An 18,791-nucleotide genomic window follows, 5' to 3' on the forward strand; every position below is an offset into this window, starting at 1 on the left:
CGATCTCTCGAGACAATTCACCCATTTCTCACGTTGCCCAAGATAATGCTTATCAGGCCAGTTTGTTCATATTAAAATAGTCATCGCACAAAGCGCACATGGGATCAAGTGGCAGAGCAGGGGTGCCCCGCAGCGCGCCGGCGCGGAACCGTCAGGAGGGGCCGGATTGTGTTTTCATCCACCTTCAGGAAAGGTCATCCCTTGTCCACCGCCCCATTGGCCGTATCCAATCAACTCCGTTCGCCAGACACCGGCCGATTTTCTGATCGCATCCTTTCGCTTGATGCCGTCCGCGGTTTCACCATCCTCGCAATGATCTTCGTCAATGACGTTTCTGCGGTCACCAATGTTCCCGACTGGATGAAACACTTCAAACCAGTGCTTGGCGACGGCATGACTTTTGTTGATGTGGTCTTTCCAGCCTTTCTTTTTATTGTTGGTATGTCCATTCCGATGGCGTTCTCTAAACGACTCGAATCGCAAAGCATCCCCAAGCTACTCGGTCATATATTTATTCGTGCTTTTGCGCTGATCCTCCTTGGCATGCTCCGTGTGCGTCATCCGTCCAACGATGAGATTGGTTGGTACCCAGGCACTTGGCTTATAGCAATGTACTGTGCCGTTTTTATGGTTTGGCACCATGTTCGCTACAAGTCAACGCGAGCCAAACATCTCGGTCTCGCGATCCGTTTGATCGGTGCGGTAATGCTGATCTATCTTATGGTGATCTTCCGCCGCGATGGCGCCTATATCCAACCCTACTGGGGCGGTATTCTCGCACTCATCGGCTATGCCTACCTCATCTCCGCACTCTTCTATCTCATGGTTAGAAACAATCGCCTGATGCTGCTGGCCGGTGTGGTCATCCTCTACTGTGTCTACATCCTCTTCCGAACTCGCGGCGTGCCCTGGGACATCACCCCCTACTGGAACGGCGCACGCCTGTTCTGGTTCGACTATAAAATCACCGGTGAAACCATCGGCTCTCAAGCCGCCATCACACTCACCGGCGTCCTGCTCGGCACACTCTTTACCAAAGATTCTGATATCAGAACCCCTTGGAAACGTGTGAAATTCACCCTCATTCTTGCCGCGATGCTTACCTTTGCCGGCTATCTTCTCGATCCGCTCTATGGCATCAACAAACCCACCGCTACGTTGACTTGGTGCCTTTATTGCTCTGCGATTACCGCCACGCTTTGGGCCGCCATGTATATCCTTATTGACATCTATCACATCAAGAAATGGTCGGTCATTTTTTCACCTGCTGGATCGAACCCTCTTTTTGCCTACCTACTTGCGCCCTTCATCGGGTCATTTATCATCATCATCGATACCTTCACAGAACAGCATTGGCAAACACTCATCTCACTGACTGCATTGAATAGCATGGATCCCATGCCATACATCGGTATTGCCAAGTCAATTATTTTTGCGTTCTTTATTGTTGGTATCACCGGACTAAGTGCCCGTATTGGTTTTCGACTTAAGCTCTAATCATCGATTAGACCGTACTCTCAAACCCGATGAATCCGCCACTTAGGTGATGCTCTTTCATATGCGTGGTTAGCATTCCGATATAGCTTGCCTTAATCAGCGGTTTATCCGCCATTCCCAGCTTCTCGCGCACCGACATTACAACATCATCATGTGGTCCTTCGATCTCGATGAAATCTCCTAATAGTGGCATTGTATCTAACTCCACCCGACAACCGTCCATTTCCCACCGCTGTCGTTTTTTCTCAAAACTCAACACCGGCACATATCCTAGCGCACTTAGCAAATCAGCCGCCTCACGTGCATCCACAACTTCGGCTTCACTTTCGCTCCGACTTTTTAGCCGTCCATGTGCTCGTGGTCCTTTGTGTGTGATAACCGCTTTCACACCACCATCGCCATGATCTTCCACACGAATCCGTAAACCCTGATCGCTGGTTTTTAAATCATCCATTTGCGTGTCAAAATATGTATTCGTTTCGGAGATATCACACACGTACTTGGCACCAATATCGCGTAACATTGCTTCGATCGCGCCTCGATCTTCCAGCCGCATCTTTGCTTCAATCTCAATATTCACACGAGATCCCTTTATCCTGATCGGCGATTACACACAGCGCGATCTTTATTGTTTTGGTTGACCCAACACCTACCGCTATAGCTGTTTTATCCTACAATAACACGTCGCAGCCATCTTTCTAGCTTGCTTTGGACATTATCGGTTGACGAGCCGCTATACTCTCATGCGAATCATAAAATACCTTCTTCCCCACATGATCAATTACCTGCATTACCTTGTCATGTTTTTTTACAGGAATTTGTTGCAAGTAAACTTCAGTCCATGCCCGCATCGTTCCTCGTGCCATGAGCATTGCGAGTGGCTCTCCAAAACCTGTTGTTTTAGCAATTCGACGCACCATCAGCAGTTCTCGCCAACTCAATCCTACCCCGCGTCCCACTTTAACAAACACCATTCCTGGCATCGAATACTCCCCACGATGCCGCCACCAGCGAAACATACTCAGTGCTGCAAAGATTACCAGTACCACACCTGCTGCAAGCAGAATCCCATCCACAGGGATTTGTGAGCCCGCTTCGCCATCTCTAAATTTTTCAGAGATCTCGCTCGGCTTTGCACGTTCGGAAATTCGTGTGATCCCCGATGTTGCTTTTTGTGCCAATATCATCATCTGCATCAAAATACAGTCTCCAGAATCATCGTGATCCATGTAGCATTAGTCTGCTACTTTGTTTCCTTCACTCATCAGTTTCATCAGCTCTTGGATGACCCGGTCTGCGCGGTTCTTTACTTTTGCATCCGGATCACTGATTGATAATTCCGCGACATCTCGTGATGCCTGCACTAATCCCAACGTTTCTACCAGCCAAAGTGCACTGGTTCGATGTGCTTTTCGTGGATCATTCAGCATTTTCTTCAGTTCACCCATCGCACCGTCCGGATCATGTTGCATGAGTACGCCTATCGCATTGGCACGGGCTCGATTACCATCATCCGCGGCAAGATCACGCAATTTTTCTACCACTGTATCTGTTTGGTAGGCTGCGATAGCTTCAATGGCATTTGCTCGGACACGATCATTTTCACTGCTAAGCGCTTGCTCAATCGCACGGATTGCCTCGCGCGATTGTCCTTCACCAAGTGCTTTGACTGCTGTTGCGCGAACTCGCTCATCCATGTGATAGGTTAGCTGCACGAGCTGTTTTTCGAAAAACTCACCTTGGTTCAGCACATCAATCATCGATACCGCACGCAGTCGGCTGTTCACATCGCGTTCCGAAAGCTTCTCGCTGAGTTCATGATGAAAGTTAAGCGAAATTTTTAAAAGTGCACGTCCTGCCGCCATCCGTTTATCTTGGGCCATGTTTTCCCATTGATCCCACAACCGTTTAAAGCCAAGCGGAGCCAGATGTTTGCCCGCGAGTGTTCGTATTTGTTCATGTTCACTGTTAACCAGCGTGGCAAGTACCTTTGCTAGCCCTTTATATTTCACCCGATGTAAATACCACAGCGCAATTCTCGCGATTTCTACTACCGGATCAGCTGCAAATTGTGCAATCGCATCATCGATCGTGTCCTGCCTCTGTTCTTTAGTAAGAGAGAGCAAGCCTCGTAGTGCAAACAATCGAACACAATCATCTTCGTGGCTTTTCATCTCCACCAGCAGGTCTGCTTTCTCCTGGCCACGGATCGGTAATGAATCCAACCATACCACTGCGCCGCGTCGGGCATGCTGTTGCATCTGTGCGACTCGACTCGCTCCCGGCCAAAGTGCATGGCCTTGCCGTAAGGAATTAAGATGCCCGTATACTGCATTTGTCTTTAGCATGCTCCAATTCGATAAGCAATCTTCAAACCGCCCCATGGCAATACTTTGGCGAAGACCATCAAGTGCTGCGCTAAACATGGTAGGCAGCCCCAGTAAGATCATCATCGCTCGGCGGATCTCAATCTCATCTGCCTGTCGAGCCAAACTTTGTAATGGGCTCACCGCCGAGTGGTGTTCTTGTTTAATGGCATGCAGCGCTTCTCGCATCGGTTTTGGTAGTAGTGCGCAAAGTGCGAGCAAGATCCCTGGATGCATATGTGTGTCGTACATCACGACTGCTTCATCCACGGTTTTTTCAAGATATGTACTGTTAAGAGGATCGACGCATTGCGTGACCGTAGGCATATCCTCCGTCATTCCCGATGATGTCTCCACCGCATCCGAGGTATTGCAGGCATGTGCTAAACTCAAAAAGCAATATGCCGCAGCATCACGGAGTTCATCTGTTCCGTGCCGCAGTTGTTCAGCAATCAGATAGGACAGTCGCGTTGTCTGGCTCTGTTCAACGATCCGCACCACATTCGCAGGGCCTTCGGTGTTCCGTTTGCTTGCAGCTTGACGCAATGGGCTGAACAGATCTCCTACTTGCTCCAGAATTGTCTGGCGAATGTCCACCGGCAGCAGGTGGAAATGTAAAATCAGCCCCGTCATGCCTTCCATCGTTCGGCGGCTTAACAGTGTCGCACAGATGCCATCTAGCTCGTCTCCCTCGGCGGTCCCCAGCGCATCAGACATGGCTCGATCAACGACAACGTCATCAATCTGCATCACCCGATCAAGAATGGCGGCATTCATTGATTTCAAGGACCCGCCCCAGGCAATTTGCCTAGCAGCTAACATGGATCAAACTTCTCACGATCTATCCCCGCCCGGTACAGATTTATCCCATTGCGGCCATACGACTGCCGTTACTTGGGAGACAGAAAAGACTTTTCCACAAATCGTATCAGACTTAGATTCACCTCATAGTCACAAAACCGTACGCTCGCAAAAGGTTAGCCCATTCAAGACTCTTGCGATTATAGTGGTTCTTTCCTATCTGCCCTCTGTTCACAGGACTGCACATTTTATCGGCCAGAAACCACCAGAATGGGCACTTTCGACCTCATAATCCGTTTGGAACCTAAAAAACGTCAGAAAATGGCATAAAAGGGGGTTCTCATGGGACCGCCCATCACTATAATGCGACTCGTACATGAAAAGAATCAGTAGTGACAAACTGATAAGCAATGTCAGACCCCTCTGAGTGTGGCCCTTCTGTAAAGAGGCGATAGTGACGGTCTGGCAGCCCCGCCAGGTCATTCGTCCGGCCTGATATCAAAATAGAATAATTTTTTGCATGCAATTTTTCGAGGCGACTCGCTGTTTTGCATGGAAACCTTTTGAAAGAAGGATTGTTATGAGTGCTAGTCATAAGACATCCAGCGCGCAGGTTTTTCGCCTGATGCTCTACCGCAGACCCATGCACCCCGAACTTTTTAATCTCCACGCACGTCGCACCGAGCGGCACGGGGATTATGAAGTTGAGTCATGGATCACCAACTACGGCCACGTCGTCCGTTTCCAGTACGACGATCAGTTGCTCTCAGAAGTTATCGTCGATCGTGGCGATCACTTGCCTGAGCACGGTTTGGTGCATGCGATCCCCTGTATTGGTGAGAAGGACTATGAACGTGATGCTGACGATGCTGGTATTGGTTATGTCACCACGATTCAGACCGAATCGCTGACCGAGAACCTGTACATTGCCACTATGCGTGAGATGGAAGATTTCGCCCGCGAGACTGGTGCGATCTCCCACAAGTTTGCTGCCCCGAATGGCACACCTTGTCTCACTGTCGTAGACACACAGAAGTATCGCAAAGAGTTCCATGTTCAGAGTTACCACATGCTCGGTTCAAATACGACGATCTTGCGTACGCAGTCGATCTTCGAAATCACCGAAGCGTAATGGCTTGATTGAACCATGTATCTGTGCTGGTGCTGATCCTTCACCAACAATGCGCAGATGTTAAAGGGTATTCTGCACAATAGCCGCGGTTTCAAAACAATCTATAAACGATAAAAGAAAAAACGCTGTCCTCATCGAGGCAGCGTTTTTTCTTTTATTTGATTGTGTGCAGTTAATGATGGACGATAAACAGAATCATTTGCTCCGCGACAATGGCAGCACGAGATTCAATCAGTTTCGTGATACTTGTTCGTAGCAACAAGTGAGTCGTTGGATTTCATGAAATTAGAGAAGCTGTATTTTGGATTAGACATCAACAGATTAGTCTTTGGTATATAGCTCGCCCGTACTCTTGTCGATGTATACCATCCGATAGAAACTGGGGTGGCTAGATCTTTCTTTAATATCTGTAATCGTCAATCCCGGCATAACCGTGTTTTTGGTCGTACTTGTAACGGTATTATTTCTTTCTGCAGTATTGTCTAGGAATGAGTATTCCAATCCATTAAATGAGCCGAGTTTTGATATCCGCACGTTACTGTGCTGAGTCGATCCCATAAATACGACTCCTTTGGGATTTGTCACATTATAGTTTTGCAAGCTTGTGCTAAGCATGAGGCCGTGACAATCTTGAAGCTCAACGGCGGTATCTAGAAAATGGCCGGCTACAAAATTTGCAATGGCGACATTGGCGCATTCTTCAAGTACCATTCCTTTTGAATTTAACACGGCCGTATTTTCTCTTGCTTGTGCCGTGAGATTGGTAAACATAGATTTGTTTACATGTTGAAGATAATACCCAATCCAGTTTCCTGTGTATGGATTGTTGTCACCATCCTTATGCCGATTAACAAAACTGTTTGAAAAATTTACGCGTGTGATTTCCTGGAAATGTACACCATACTTTTGAGCATTAATGGCAGCATTATCTATGAATATTTCAGAGTAAATCAGTTCAGGAACGATCGCTGCTGCATTTGTGTTATGAATACCCACCCATGATCTTGCAATATCAACATCTTGAATGAAGGCGAATGTTCTTGCCCCGAGTTCTATTCCATACTTGCATGAGGTTATATATAGACCACGAAGGCGGGGGTTTAAAACAGCAGTGGAGTTTCCTGTGGGGTTACGCGCATCCATATAAATACCGGTTGAATCAAATTGGCTTTGCTCTGATTGTTCAGGGCGATAATTGCCACGAATGTAAATATTCTCCATTGATACACCTTGGCAACTGCGTAGCGCGATATACTTTGACCATGCATGGGTTGTGTAATTATTGAAACCGAATTTATGGCTTTGCCAATCATAGAATGACAGGTTCTTGAATACATACTTTATTTGCTGGTGGAAATACTCGCTCATTTGAGATGCTGTGTTCAAGCAAACCCCACCATTGTTTCCCTTGATTAAAATGGTGGCATCAGAAATGCCGACTTGCACATGTTTTTTACCATCAGATCCAAAGGTCATGCCTTTTGCATTGCCGCTAAAGACATCGAATCTGTTGTCGAATACCAATATTGTGCGACCCATGCCGTCGCCAATAATTTCTGTATAAGCGTTAATGTGTTGTTCAATAACATACGTACCGGCCGGTATATACACCTTCTGTTGAGTCGTTCTTGCAATGTTGAGTGCTGTTTGAATCGCGTCTCGTGAGAATGTTGCACCTGTGGGGTCTGCCCCATGATCAAGCACGTTAATGGGTTCGCCAAATGTGGTTGTTGATAAAGCGATGAAGAAAACTAAGGATAGCCATAACCGAGGAGTAGACGATGAAGTGATAGGCATACTATTTTCCTGTAAGCAAAGTATATAGCATGGCAGCTGACCTGCGGTCATACTGAGTTCATGCGGGTAAGATCGTGTTAGAAACTAAGTGTCAAATTCAAAAATGTGAGTTACAAGATGATGATGGTTACTTCCAACATGCCTATTATGCTAGACATTGCTGCATCCTTAATCAATAACATTCAATAGGATGATCTACGCTATCTATAGCACAATACTTTGATGATTGGTTCTATTGTTATGTGCGCAGTTGGAGTTGCCATAGATGGCGGCAAGAATCGTGAACAAAATAAGTGAAGATAAGTTGAGGATAAGGTGTCAGGGACCTTTACTCCCCAATTGGCAGGACGATGACGAAGTCGGTTCCTTTGCCTACTTCGGCGTGTACATCCATGTGTCCGCCATGTTCTTCAACGATTCGACGTGATGTAGGTAGCCCCAAGCCAGTGCCGCCTTTCTTTGTCGAAAAGTACGGCTGGAAAATCTTTTCCTTTGATTCTTTGCTGATACCAGGGCCGGTGTCTATCACATGGATAGATAGGGTGTTTTGGCCCATCTCTTTCTCACAGTCGGTGCGGATAATGAGTTCGCTGGCACCGCCGTGGGGCATGTTTTTTTCGCGGGCTTCGACCATGGCCTGCACCGCGTTGATCATGAGGTTGAGCAGTGATTGTTTGAGTAGCGGGCCGTCGATTTTGATGCGGCTGGGGTTGGCGGCCAATTGCGTGCGAAGATTGACTTCAGCTTCGGAGGCTTGAGGTGCGAAGAAGTCGATCAGTTCACCAATGAGTTCGTGGATGTCGGTAATTTTTGGGTCGAGCTGGACGCGACCAGCAAAGCGGAGGAAATCCTCGAGGATGTCTTTGAGGCGTTGTGTTTCTCGGCCGAGTGATCCAAACCTGCGCTGTACGCGAGCGATTTCTTCGTCTGTTTGGCTGCCGGTTTCGGCGTTGCGGGGTAGACGTTTGATAATCTCGTCCAGATCTTCATGGAGAAGCTGGATGTTCAGTCCGACGGTTGAGAGCGGGTTTTTTATCTCGTGGGCGAGGCCGCTTGTCATGGTGCCAAGTTCAGCAAGACGTTCGCTGCGCCGCGCAGCCTGTGCGAGGACGCGCATACGCCTTTCGATCTTGCGGCTCCACCACCAAGCGGCGGGGACTGTTGCAGCGATACCAATCGCTATACCAATGAAAAAAGCAGTCAACATATCCAAAGAATACATAGGTGGATGCTGCACGTCATATCTTGCTGTGCTTATCGTCGAGGCGATGAGCACAGGTACTTGGCTCTGGCCATGGTGTTGCGGCGGGTTTACGCATGCAAAACCGTCGCTTCGTAAAGCGAAATGCACCATCTGGTTTAATTGTAGAAGCTTGAATCAAAGGAAGGGTTTACGCCCGGGTAGCCCGAAATCGGAGAGGATCATAAAAAACCGGCAACACATTAGCTGTGCAATAAAAAAGCAATGGATGCCGCTGGTCGTTCCCGCAATCTTGGCGGGCGGTCAGCCCCACCGGCTATGCTTTTGATTGCACAGCACCACATGGTGGAATGACTCGCACTCACAACATCAGATGTCATAGCAAAACGATGGCCGCCAGCTATGCAGTAGCGGTCTTTTCTTTGACGCGTTCAACAGTACGTGCTTGCCAGCCTTTGTCGGACTCAACAAGCTCGTAATCTACAGATTCACCATCTTTAAGTGAGCGGAAGCCATCACCTTGGATTTGACTGTAGTGAACAAAAACGTCCTGACCCTCAGGGCCGGTAATAAAACCATACCCTTTTTTAGGATCAAACCATTTAACCTGACCACGAGTTGACATAGCAGAGTCTCCTCATGAAAACACAGGTCACTTCATGATGACGAAGTACTTGAGAGATGATGGTGCTCTTAGAGCCCCATGCTCAAAAAATGCGTCCCCGATCAATTAGCAGACCGTACATGATCAATCTGTGAAATGTTGACGACATGCAACCCACTAAATTTGTCACTAACGACTCAAGTACCACACCAAAACATGAACCCATGTCTCGAAAGAATCGCTGGTATCGACATGAACCAACGACATCCCCCTCGGGAGAGGGAATCCCCGCGCTCATCAACACCGGCTGAGCGCATGAGCCTGCGTGAGCCCTTACCCACGACTTAAAGGACGCGTTTCGACTGTAACAATATACTTAATTGTGCGCTTAAACGAAAGCTTTATTTTGTGGCTTCTTGCTCATCAAGCATCGCAGCTTTTCTTGACAGCTTCACACGGCCTTGCTCGTCGATGTTGATGACTTTGACGCGAACTTTGTCGCCGACCTTGACGACGTCCTGCACGTTTTCCACAAAACCATCTGCCAATTCTGAAATGTGGCAGAGCCCGTCCTGTCCGGGGATGACTTCGATGAATGCGCCGAAGTCACGAACGCTGCTGACGGTACCGTTATAAAGCTGGCCAACCTTTACTTCTTCGCAAAGCTTCTCGACTTCTTCGAGTGCTTTCTCAGCTTTGCCGCCGCCGACAGCACTGATCAGAACAGTACCGTCTTCTTCGATTTCGATCGTGGCACCGGTGTCTGCTTCGAGACCGCGGATCGTCTTACCGCCAGGACCAATCAACTTACCGATCTTGTCCGGATGGATTTTCGTTGAAAGCAGGCGTGGTGCGTATTGTGAAAGTTCAGCTGGCTCAGGTTGTGCCGCTTCGATCTTCTCGATGATCTCGATGCGGTTCTTTTTCGCTAATTCAAATGTCTTAGCAATTTGTTCCATGTTCAGGCCACGGATCTTCAGGTCGAGTTGGATTGCTGTGATACCTTCACGTGAACCAGTCACTTTAAAGTCCATGTCGCCGAAGTGATCTTCTTCACCTTGAATATCGGTCAAGAAGATATCTTCCTGCCCGTCTTCATCGGCTTGGATCATGCCAATAGAAATACCTGCAACCGTTGCTGTCAGTGGTACACCAGCATTCAGCAGGGCAAGGCAGCCACCGCAAGCTGAAGCCATAGAGCTTGAACCGTTAGATTCCATAATGTCTGAAACCAAACGCACGGTGTATGGGAAGTCCTCGACTTCAGGCATCACAGGCATGAGTGCTTTTTGTGCAAGCATGCCGTGACCGATTTCGCGGCGGCCCGGACCCATGATGCGCTTTGCTTCACCAACTGAGAATGGCGGGAAGTTGTAGTGCAGATAGAATTTTTCGCTGTATTCTTCACCAAGACCATCAACGATTTGCTCGTTCTTGGTTGTGCCGAGTGTTGCAGTCACGAGTGCTTGTGTTTCGCCACGTGAGAATAGGCCAGAGCCGTGAACACGTGGGAGCAAGCCCGTTTCGCAACCAATGTCACGCAGTTCATCAAAGCTGCGGCCGTCAGTACGTGAACCGCTGCGAATGATCACACGAGTAATATCTTCTTCGAGATCGTGAATGGCATTCTTTGCCATCTTGAAATCGTTCTTCCACTTGTTAAACACACCAACACCAGCATCTTCAGCAGGCTCTGGGAAGTTTTCTTCAAGGAACTTCTTGGTTGCTTCTTTCACTGCAGTAGAACGGAGAGCCTTATCGCCTTCAGTGGTTTTCGCTGCACGTAGTGGGTCTGCAAACTTTGCAACGATTTCGCGAACTTCATCACTGATGTTTGGTTCTGGAGTAATCTTTTCTTTGCCGCACTTCGCAACGAGTTCATCGATCAGGCCGACAACTTGCTTGACATGCTCGTAGCCGAATTCAATCGCCTTAAGCATTTCATCTTCAGGAATTTCATAGCTGCCCACTTCGATCATGTTCAAGCCGTCATTGTGACCGCAGAGAAGCATATCAAGGTCACTGTACTCGTCTTGAGCAACAGTTGGCATGATGACGAAATCATCTTCGATACGTCCCACACGCACATTACCAACTGGACCTTGGAAAGGAACCGAGCTGATGGAAAGTGCCGCACTCGCAGCAATACCTGCGAGCACATCTGGTTCGTTTTGGCCGTCGTATGCGAGTACCCAGCACTGAATTTGAACTTCATCAAAGTAGCCCTTCGGGAACAGCGGCCGAATTGGACGGTCGATGTTACGCATCGTTAGGATTTCTTTTTGGTTCGGTGCGCCTTCACGCTTTCGGAAACCGCCCGGGAATTTACCCGCTGCTGTTAGCTTTTCGCGGTAATCCACAGTGAGTGGGAAGAAGTCGATACCTTCACGTGGTTCAGCATGAACAGCTGTGCCCAAGACGACTGTCTCGCCATATTGCACCAGTACCGCGCCATCGGCCTGTTTCGCGATTTTCCCCGTTTCAATACTCAGCGTACGTCCACCGATTTCTAGTTCAACGCGGTGCTCTGCCATGATAATATTCCTTGTTTTTTTACCTGTATATTTTCTGCTTGATGATTTTAAAGGGCTGACATCAATCCTGTTTGTTTTGCGGCCGGGCTCTTACACCGACTCCTGTTGTGCAGAACATGGGCGTCTCAGAATGATCCGCCGCGAGGATGACTTCATATTGCTTATGAATACTTTAGTTCGTGCCCCTGAGGTTGTGTCTTCTTGAAAGAAGCAGAGGACAGGAGGCTTGCTGTACGAACGCGCCGAATAAAAGTGAGAAATCACGTCACAGGTCAAAAAATTTAGCTTACATAAACTTTTTCAATCACGTAGTGATTCGTGCTTCGATTCTATCTGGTGCGCAGCCGGTACAGTCAGCCAGCTGTCGTCTACTCCCCGAACGGGTCCAACCTGCGCCTGACCCGTTCTACGCGGCCTTGCGTTTATTGCAGCTTCGCCACAAATATACCGCAGGCACGCGGTAAAACGTCTAGATCTGCATCGTCTGAATTACTTACGCAGGCCTAATTTTGCAATTAAATCACGGTAGGCTGCATAATCATTCTTTTCAACGTAACGCAGCAAACGGTTTCGCTTGGAAACCATGCCTAGCAGGCCCTTGCGGGTTGCAAAGTCATGCTTGTGTTCACGCATGTGCTCGGTCAAGTTGTTGATGCGCTCTGTCAGCACGGCAACTTGAACCTGCGGCGATCCACAATCGTTCTCACCTTGCTTAAATTCGCTAATCACGGACTGCTTTTTCTCAGCGGTAATCGACATAAGGTCTGTCTCTTCACTAGTTTCGGGTTTCGGGAAAAAAGTGCGCTTGCAATTTCGTCGCCAGCCAATCTGGTAACGATCGCGCAGATTTCTCGCCAAAGGAATCTGGTAGTGTATCAATCCATCTCGCGCAAGGCAATCTGCGCCCAGCCCATTTCAGGCCAGCTCATCCGTGAGCACCGTATCATAGCAAAGACACCCATTCATCGCTCATCTGCAGGAAATATCCGTAACCCTTCACACTTCAAGCATCATTCTTCGGTAATGACAGATGCCTCAGCCATTGCAACTTGGTACACTTCCCTTCATGAGTGAAATTACAACCACGGATCAAGCTTCCAGATACGCAAAGTCATTAGAAGCAAATACTTGGGCGCAAGAAATTATGCCTGGTGGGGTTTCTTCACCCGTTAGAGCCTATAAAGCTGTCGGACGCATCCCCGTCACCATCAAATCTGGCGATAAAGCGACCGTAACTGACATAGATGGCAATATTTACATTGATTATGTACTCTCATACGGCCCGCTTATCCTCGGACACACTCCCGAACCTGCTGCTGCAGCAATGTCTAAAGTGTTGCGTTCTGGATGGTCTTTTGGCATGCCCACCGAACTTGAATCACAACTCGCGCAAACTATTGTGGATGCAGTGCCTGCGATCGATTTGGTTCGATTTGTAAACTCCGGCACTGAAGCCGTGATGTCTGCGATCCGCCTCGCTCGTGCCGCCACAGTTCGAGACAAGATCATCAAATGTACTGGCTGCTACCACGGCCACTCCGATTCACTGCTCGTCCAGGCAGGCTCCGGTGCCACCACCCTTGGCGTTCCCTCATCCCCCGGTGTCCCCGCACAAATCACTGCCGGCACAGTGCTTATTCCGTTCAATGACATCCCCACAGCCGAAAAAGCGCTCGCCGAAAACGATATTGCCGCACTGGTCATAGAGCCAATTGCTGGCAACATGGGCTGCATCCCACCACAAGAAAACTACCTCCAGACTCTCCGCGATCTCTGCGATAAGCACGGCACGCTTCTCATTTTTGACGAAGTTATGACCGGATTCCGCGTCGCTAAAGGTTGTGCACAATCTATTTATAACATTACCCCAGACCTGACCTGCCTCGGCAAAGTTGTTGGCGGTGGTTTGCCCTGTGCTGCTTACGGTGGTCGTGAAGATCTCATGCGCAAAGTTGCTCCGGATGGCCCCGTCTATCAAGCCGGCACACTCTCCGGAAACCCACTCGCTATGGCCGCGGGGCTTTCCACACTCGAAACACTTTTCAGCACAGATGCCTATGCAAAGCTCGAATCAATTGGCAACGCGCTCGAAATCGGCCTCAAGAAAATAGCCTCCGATGCTGGCGTTCCCGTGTACACCACACGTGTCGGCTCCATGATTGGCCTTTTCTTCTCTGACTCGCCAGTGCATAACTATGAAGATGCTGTGGCCTGTGATACCGCAAAGTACTCCACATTCTTCTCCGTTATGCTCGATCAGGGTGTGATTCTCGCTCCTTCCGCATTCGAAACCTGGTTTGTTTCTACCGAACATGATCAAGCCGCTCTCGATGTGACTTTCGCCGCAGCCGCCAAAGCTTTTGCCGCTGTCGCCGCGATGTAATCAAAGATTGCAAAAACGAGAAATGCGTTAAACACACAAGACATCATCCTGTGCGTTTCCTTCAGGCCGCGCATCTCGGTACAATGCCCCATTCACAATTTAATACCAGAAGCTTTGTGACCGCCCGGCAATCGTTCGCCGAATCACGGTCTTATTTTCCCTCATTCACCCTCCACGAATCGGAGCAATCAAATGAGCACTTCTACTTTTCGTGTCCTCGCGGCTGACAAGCTTGCGCAGGAAGGTCTGGACTTCATCACCGATCAGTCAGACTGCGAACTTGTTAACAAACCCGGTCTTTCAGAAGAAGAATACGCAACCCTCATTCAGGATTGCGACGCGATGATCGTGCGTTCCGGCATCAAGGTCACAGCGAAAATTCTCGAGAACCCCGGCAAACTTAAAGTCATCGCTCGAGCAGGTGTCGGTGTCGATAACATCGACCTTAAAGCCGCTACTGAAAAGGGCATCCTCGTCGTTAACACCGCTGCTGCATCAACCATTACCACAGCCGAACACGCCTTCGCACTGATGATGTCACTCTTGCGTAATGTTGGCCCTGCTTACAAAGGCATGACCGAAGGCAAGTGGGACCGTAACAAATTCACGGGTCGTCAACTTCATGGTAAGTCAGTTGGTGTTGTTGGTTTCGGCCGCATCGGTCAAACATTCGCAGAGCGTGCGCTCGCATTCGGCATGGATGTGGTTGCATACGATCCATTCATCAATGCAGAAACCATGCTTGATGGCCGCGTGAAAATGTTCAAAAACTTCGAAGACATTCTGCCGCACGCAGACATTCTTTCATTCCACGTGCCGCTTAATGATGCAACTCGTAGCATGCTCAACAAAGAAACCTACAAGCTCTGCCGTGATGGTTTATATGTCGTCAATGCCGCACGCGGTGGTGTTGTCGATGAAGCTGATTTACTCGAGGCTGTTGAGTCGGGCAAGGTTGCCGCGGCGGCGCTTGATGTGTTCACAAGTGAACCACCCGCTGAAGATGACCCACTGCGCAACCACCCACAAATCTTGATCACACCGCACCTCGGGGCTTCAACCAAAGAAGCGCAGCAGGCGGTTTCTGTCGACGCAGCTGAAAACTGTCTGACTTACCTTCGTGGTGATGGTATCGTCGGCGCTGTGAATGCGGGGAATCTCAAGATCAACCTCAGCGATCTGCAAGAGAAGTATGTTGACCTTGCCGGTCGCATGGCCAAGCTTATTAGCCCCATGATCACGCGTGGTATCTCCGAAGTTTCCATCGGTCTCACCGGTAAAGAGCTTGCCGCAGCGTCATCGATGATCGAACGCACCGCACTCGTCGGGATCTTTGAAAACCATCTCACCGACCCCGTCAACATCATCAACGTCAACCAAGTCGCTGAGGCTCGCAGCATCAAAGTCACGACGACACTTTGTGATGATGAAAAAGTGCAGCCCGGTCTAACCTTTGAAATTAAAGGCCCACAAGGCGCTGTTGATTCAGAAACCAAAGAAGGTGATAAAGTCCGCCGCATCACCGGCCGTGTTTATGATGACCTTAAGCCGCGTATAGTCGAGATCAACGGTTACTTCATGGATATGATCCCCGAAGGTCCAATGGTCATCCTGCTTAACGAAGACCGCCCCGGCATGATTGGTCTCGTCGGCACAACCTTTGGCGGTGAAAACGTCAACATCGCCGACATGGCCATCTCTCGTCGTGATACCACCGCCATGATGGTGCTTAAAGTCGATAGCGAGCCTACCGAAGCACAGCTTGATGCCATCAAATCTAAAGATGGCATCCTCAAGACTGCAGCAATTAATTTGCCTGCAACCAATGGCACATAAGCCAAGATCAAGATCACATTCAAAAAACCCATAGGCACCAGCTTGTGGGTTTTTCTTTGGGATATTGCCAACAGAGAAAATCGTGACATCACCATAAGATTGCACGATAAAGAAAGAACATCGGCCACCCCGGTCCAATAATCTAGTATGGAGCCACTGATGAAGAAGAACACAAACGCATTGACCTCAGCCCCAATCTCCCGCCGCGCGCTCATCGGGGCGCTTGGTGCTGGTGCGCTTGCAGTGACAAGTTTGCCAAACATACTCCGAGCCCAGGCCGCCAAACAAGAAACGCCCGAAACAATGACCGACAACCACCAAGGTGCCGGCTTCTATCAATTCAGGATTGGCATCTACCACCTCACACTTATTTCAGACGGTGGTGGCCAAGCAGAGCCATCATTCCTTTTTCCTAAAGTACCTACAGATGAATTAAACACGGCGCTGCATGACCAATTTATGAATCAGGGCAAAGTGCCTCTGCAAATCAATGCACTTTTGATACGCGGGAACGGCCGAACTATTCTTGTTGATACAGGTGTGGGGCCAGATGGTTTGCCTAACCTCGGGCTTGTGGCAAGGCATTTAAAAAGACTCGATCTTGATGAAACACAAATCGATACTGTATTCATTACGCACATGCACGGGGACCATATCGGTGGCCTACTTAATGCAGAAGGGGGAATCGCATATCCAAACGCAAAAGTTTTGATTAACGAAAGAGAATACGATTTCTGGAACGGCAATCCTGATCTTAGTCAGACTGGCATTCCCGAAGTTGCACGCAAAAACACAATTGCCAAGGCGCAAAATGTAAGCAAAGTATATGAAGGACGCTGGGAATTTTTGAATGATGATGCGGAGATCGCGCCGGGTATCAAACTGATTTTCGCGCCGGGGCACACACCCGGGCATAGCGGTTTGGAAATCAGTAGCCGGGAAGAAAAAATGATCTACATTGCCGACACAGTTCATGTGGTGCAATTGCAGGCACCGCATCCGAACTGGCACATCGCATTTGATACATTCCCTGTTCAAGCCGCGAAGACAAGAAATGCGATCTTAAAGCGCGCCGCCGATGAGCGTTTATACACCTCCGGTTCGCACTTGCCGTTCCCGGCAAACGGTCACTTCCGCGCAGTTGGCGATGCCTATCAATGGCAACCGATCATTTGGCGATGGGTCGTGCCATCATAACCCTGCGATTGCGTGTTGAATTTTAGATTTGCCTTGAAGTGTTAGAAATCACCAATGATGATCGATCATGCTCTTCTTCTGTTTAGTAATAATCCGCCAAGGCCAAGCAACATGATTGATGTTGGTTCGGGCATGGGATTTAGTGCATCCGCAAAAGCAAGTGCGAATGATTCACCGAGTTCAGTGTAGTAAGACTGATCGCGGTTTAAGCCGAACATGGTTTCGAATGTCATATCGAATTCCGCGCCAAGTTGCCAATCGCCAAAGTTTGCGCTGGTCCAACCTGTGGAAGATGAATCGGTTGATTTAAGATCAGGTTCAAGTGCGGTGAGTGCAATCCAGAATGGATCATCACGATGACCTTTTTCATATTCAATAAAACCAAAGTCGGCTTGTGCACCGGTGGGGATAGTCGAGTGGAAATCAATGAAGTAATCAACATCAGAGCCGGTGTCAGCGATCATGGCGTCACCGGATACACGAATGTCTTCATGTGCATCATAGTTATCAGGATTCCAATCGCGGTTTGGGTCTTCATCAATATTTTCAACCGTTGAGCGGTTTAATCCTGCAAAACGACCATCCGGATTCAGCATTGGGTACACAAAAAATTCTGCGTGTTTGCGAAGCGTTTGCATACGCGGATCATCGCTGAGTAGGAAGTCGATCATGCCTTCGAGTGTGTGGTTGCCAAGCACTTCATTGGCATGTAAACCTGAGGCAAGAACAATTTTCTTTTTCGGCGCGCTGGATGATGTGTCGGTGATTTTGTAGCCGAACATGTCGCGCGGCGCGATGGTGCGACCGATGTCATCGATGCCGCCAGGTGATTGACCGATGATAAGATTACTGTTGGATGAATTCGTGGCGTGGACATAAGGATTGTTTTTAATGGAAGCGGTGTGCTGCGCTGCGCGGCCGTAGGAATAGGGAAAAGCGTATGCGACGTAGACGTTGTCTTGTGTGAAGTTGGTGTTGTTTGAGAATTCGTAGCCGCCGCTGCCATCGCGGCCGTTGTTGTCGAAGTAGAACCAGTTGTTCTGATCGTAGGAGTAGACCATTTGGTGATCGTTGAGTCTGGAAGATCCGCCAGCGAAGTCATCTGAGATCCAGAAGTTAGGCGTCAGGTTTTGTACGCCTGAGACTTTGAAGTTGAGCCAGCGCCATTCATTTGAACTGAAATAGTTGTTGCGGCCTTGGAGGATGTAGTCGCCTGAGATACCGGAGACGAAACCAAATTTGAGGGAGCCGTGATCGAAATTGGCGTCGAAAGTTATTTGAGCGGAGAGATTGGTGGTCGCGAGTGAGAATGTAGTGATAACCGTTAAAAATAGATATGGTAATGCGTTACGCCTCATGAATACTCTCCCAAAGCTCCGGAACGGTGCTTGAATCGTCATCTCAAAACAGATAGATATAGAAGTGCCAAGTAATCTGGCTGTT

14 protein-coding genes are annotated in these 18,791 nt (G+C 48.8%); 5 read left to right on the forward strand and 9 right to left on the reverse strand.

The genetic code is table 11. The annotated features are described in order from the left end of the window. Nucleotides 1–201: 201 nt before the first annotated feature. The gene (locus ACQ6WK_RS01350; RefSeq protein WP_432798948.1) at nt 202–1,497 is read left to right on the forward strand and encodes a DUF5009 domain-containing protein; all 1,296 of its coding nucleotides are present in this window, start codon (nt 202–204) and stop codon (nt 1,495–1,497) included. A 7-nt stretch (nt 1,498–1,504) separates the two neighbouring features. On the opposite strand, the gene cyaB is transcribed toward ACQ6WK_RS01350, so the two are convergent. The 3 genes from cyaB to ACQ6WK_RS01365 all read right to left on the reverse strand — a co-directional run bounded on the left by cyaB (nt 1,505) and on the right by ACQ6WK_RS01365 (nt 4,640). After that, on the reverse strand, nt 1,505–2,077 hold the full coding sequence (gene cyaB, locus ACQ6WK_RS01355) for a class IV adenylate cyclase (protein ID WP_432798949.1): 573 nt from the start codon (nt 2,075–2,077) through the stop codon (nt 1,505–1,507). Nucleotides 2,078–2,195: 118 nt separating this feature from the next. Then, a complete protein-coding gene (locus ACQ6WK_RS01360; RefSeq protein ID WP_432798950.1) occupies nt 2,196–2,693 on the reverse strand; it encodes a hypothetical protein in 498 nt (165 codons plus the stop codon). A 39-nt stretch (nt 2,694–2,732) separates the two neighbouring features. Further along, nucleotides 2,733–4,640 carry a HEAT repeat domain-containing protein gene (locus tag ACQ6WK_RS01365; protein WP_432800359.1) on the reverse strand — a complete coding sequence of 636 codons (1,908 nt, stop codon included), beginning with the start codon at nt 4,638–4,640 and terminating at the stop codon, nt 2,733–2,735. A 604-nt stretch (nt 4,641–5,244) separates the two neighbouring features. Here ACQ6WK_RS01365 and ACQ6WK_RS01370 point away from each other — a divergent pair. Next, the gene (locus ACQ6WK_RS01370; protein ID WP_432798951.1) at nt 5,245–5,796 is read left to right on the forward strand and encodes a DUF2617 family protein; all 552 of its coding nucleotides are present in this window, start codon (nt 5,245–5,247) and stop codon (nt 5,794–5,796) included. A 321-nt stretch (nt 5,797–6,117) separates the two neighbouring features. Here the strand turns inward: ACQ6WK_RS01370 and ACQ6WK_RS01375 are convergent, their stop codons facing one another. The 5 genes from ACQ6WK_RS01375 to rpsO all read right to left on the reverse strand — a co-directional run bounded on the left by ACQ6WK_RS01375 (nt 6,118) and on the right by rpsO (nt 12,691). After that, nucleotides 6,118–7,593, reverse strand: a complete 1,476-nt coding sequence (locus ACQ6WK_RS01375) for a glycosyl hydrolase family 28-related protein (protein ID WP_432798952.1) — start codon at nt 7,591–7,593, stop codon at nt 6,118–6,120. A gap of 328 nt (nt 7,594–7,921) precedes the next feature. Beyond that, nucleotides 7,922–8,815: a sensor histidine kinase gene (locus tag ACQ6WK_RS01380; protein ID WP_432798953.1), complete on the reverse strand. Its 894-nt coding sequence runs from the start codon at nt 8,813–8,815 to the stop codon at nt 7,922–7,924. A gap of 379 nt (nt 8,816–9,194) precedes the next feature. After that, on the reverse strand, nt 9,195–9,419 hold the full coding sequence (locus ACQ6WK_RS01385) for a cold shock domain-containing protein (protein WP_432798954.1): 225 nt from the start codon (nt 9,417–9,419) through the stop codon (nt 9,195–9,197). 380 nt (nt 9,420–9,799) lie between these two features. Beyond that, nucleotides 9,800–11,932 carry a polyribonucleotide nucleotidyltransferase gene (locus ACQ6WK_RS01390; protein ID WP_432798955.1) on the reverse strand — a complete coding sequence of 711 codons (2,133 nt, stop codon included), beginning with the start codon at nt 11,930–11,932 and terminating at the stop codon, nt 9,800–9,802. 489 nt (nt 11,933–12,421) lie between these two features. Beyond that, nucleotides 12,422–12,691, reverse strand: coding sequence for a 30S ribosomal protein S15 (gene rpsO / locus ACQ6WK_RS01395; protein ID WP_432800360.1), 270 nt, complete (start codon nt 12,689–12,691; stop codon nt 12,422–12,424). 307 nt (nt 12,692–12,998) lie between these two features. On the opposite strand from rpsO, the gene hemL reads away from it, so the two are divergent. The 3 genes from hemL (at nt 12,999) to ACQ6WK_RS01410 (ending at nt 17,348) form a co-directional block, all read left to right on the forward strand. After that, nucleotides 12,999–14,315 (forward strand): glutamate-1-semialdehyde 2,1-aminomutase, encoded by a 1,317-nt coding sequence (gene hemL / locus ACQ6WK_RS01400; protein WP_432800361.1) that lies wholly within the window; start codon nt 12,999–13,001, stop codon nt 14,313–14,315. Nucleotides 14,316–14,507: 192 nt separating this feature from the next. Beyond that, a complete protein-coding gene (gene serA, locus ACQ6WK_RS01405) occupies nt 14,508–16,151 on the forward strand; it encodes a phosphoglycerate dehydrogenase (RefSeq protein WP_432798956.1) in 1,644 nt (547 codons plus the stop codon). Nucleotides 16,152–16,310: 159 nt separating this feature from the next. Continuing rightward, entirely contained in the window at nt 16,311–17,348 is a 1,038-nt protein-coding gene (locus tag ACQ6WK_RS01410) for an MBL fold metallo-hydrolase (RefSeq protein ID WP_432798957.1), read from the forward strand. A gap of 65 nt (nt 17,349–17,413) precedes the next feature. Here the strand turns inward: ACQ6WK_RS01410 and ACQ6WK_RS01415 are convergent, their stop codons facing one another. Beyond that, on the reverse strand, nt 17,414–18,706 hold the full coding sequence (locus ACQ6WK_RS01415; RefSeq protein WP_432798958.1) for a M14 family zinc carboxypeptidase: 1,293 nt from the start codon (nt 18,704–18,706) through the stop codon (nt 17,414–17,416). Between the last annotated feature and the right edge of the window lie 85 nt (nt 18,707–18,791).

It is taken from the genome of Poriferisphaera sp. WC338, assembly GCF_050931845.1.
Taxonomy (GTDB): Bacteria; Planctomycetota; Phycisphaerae; order Phycisphaerales; family Phycisphaeraceae; genus Poriferisphaera.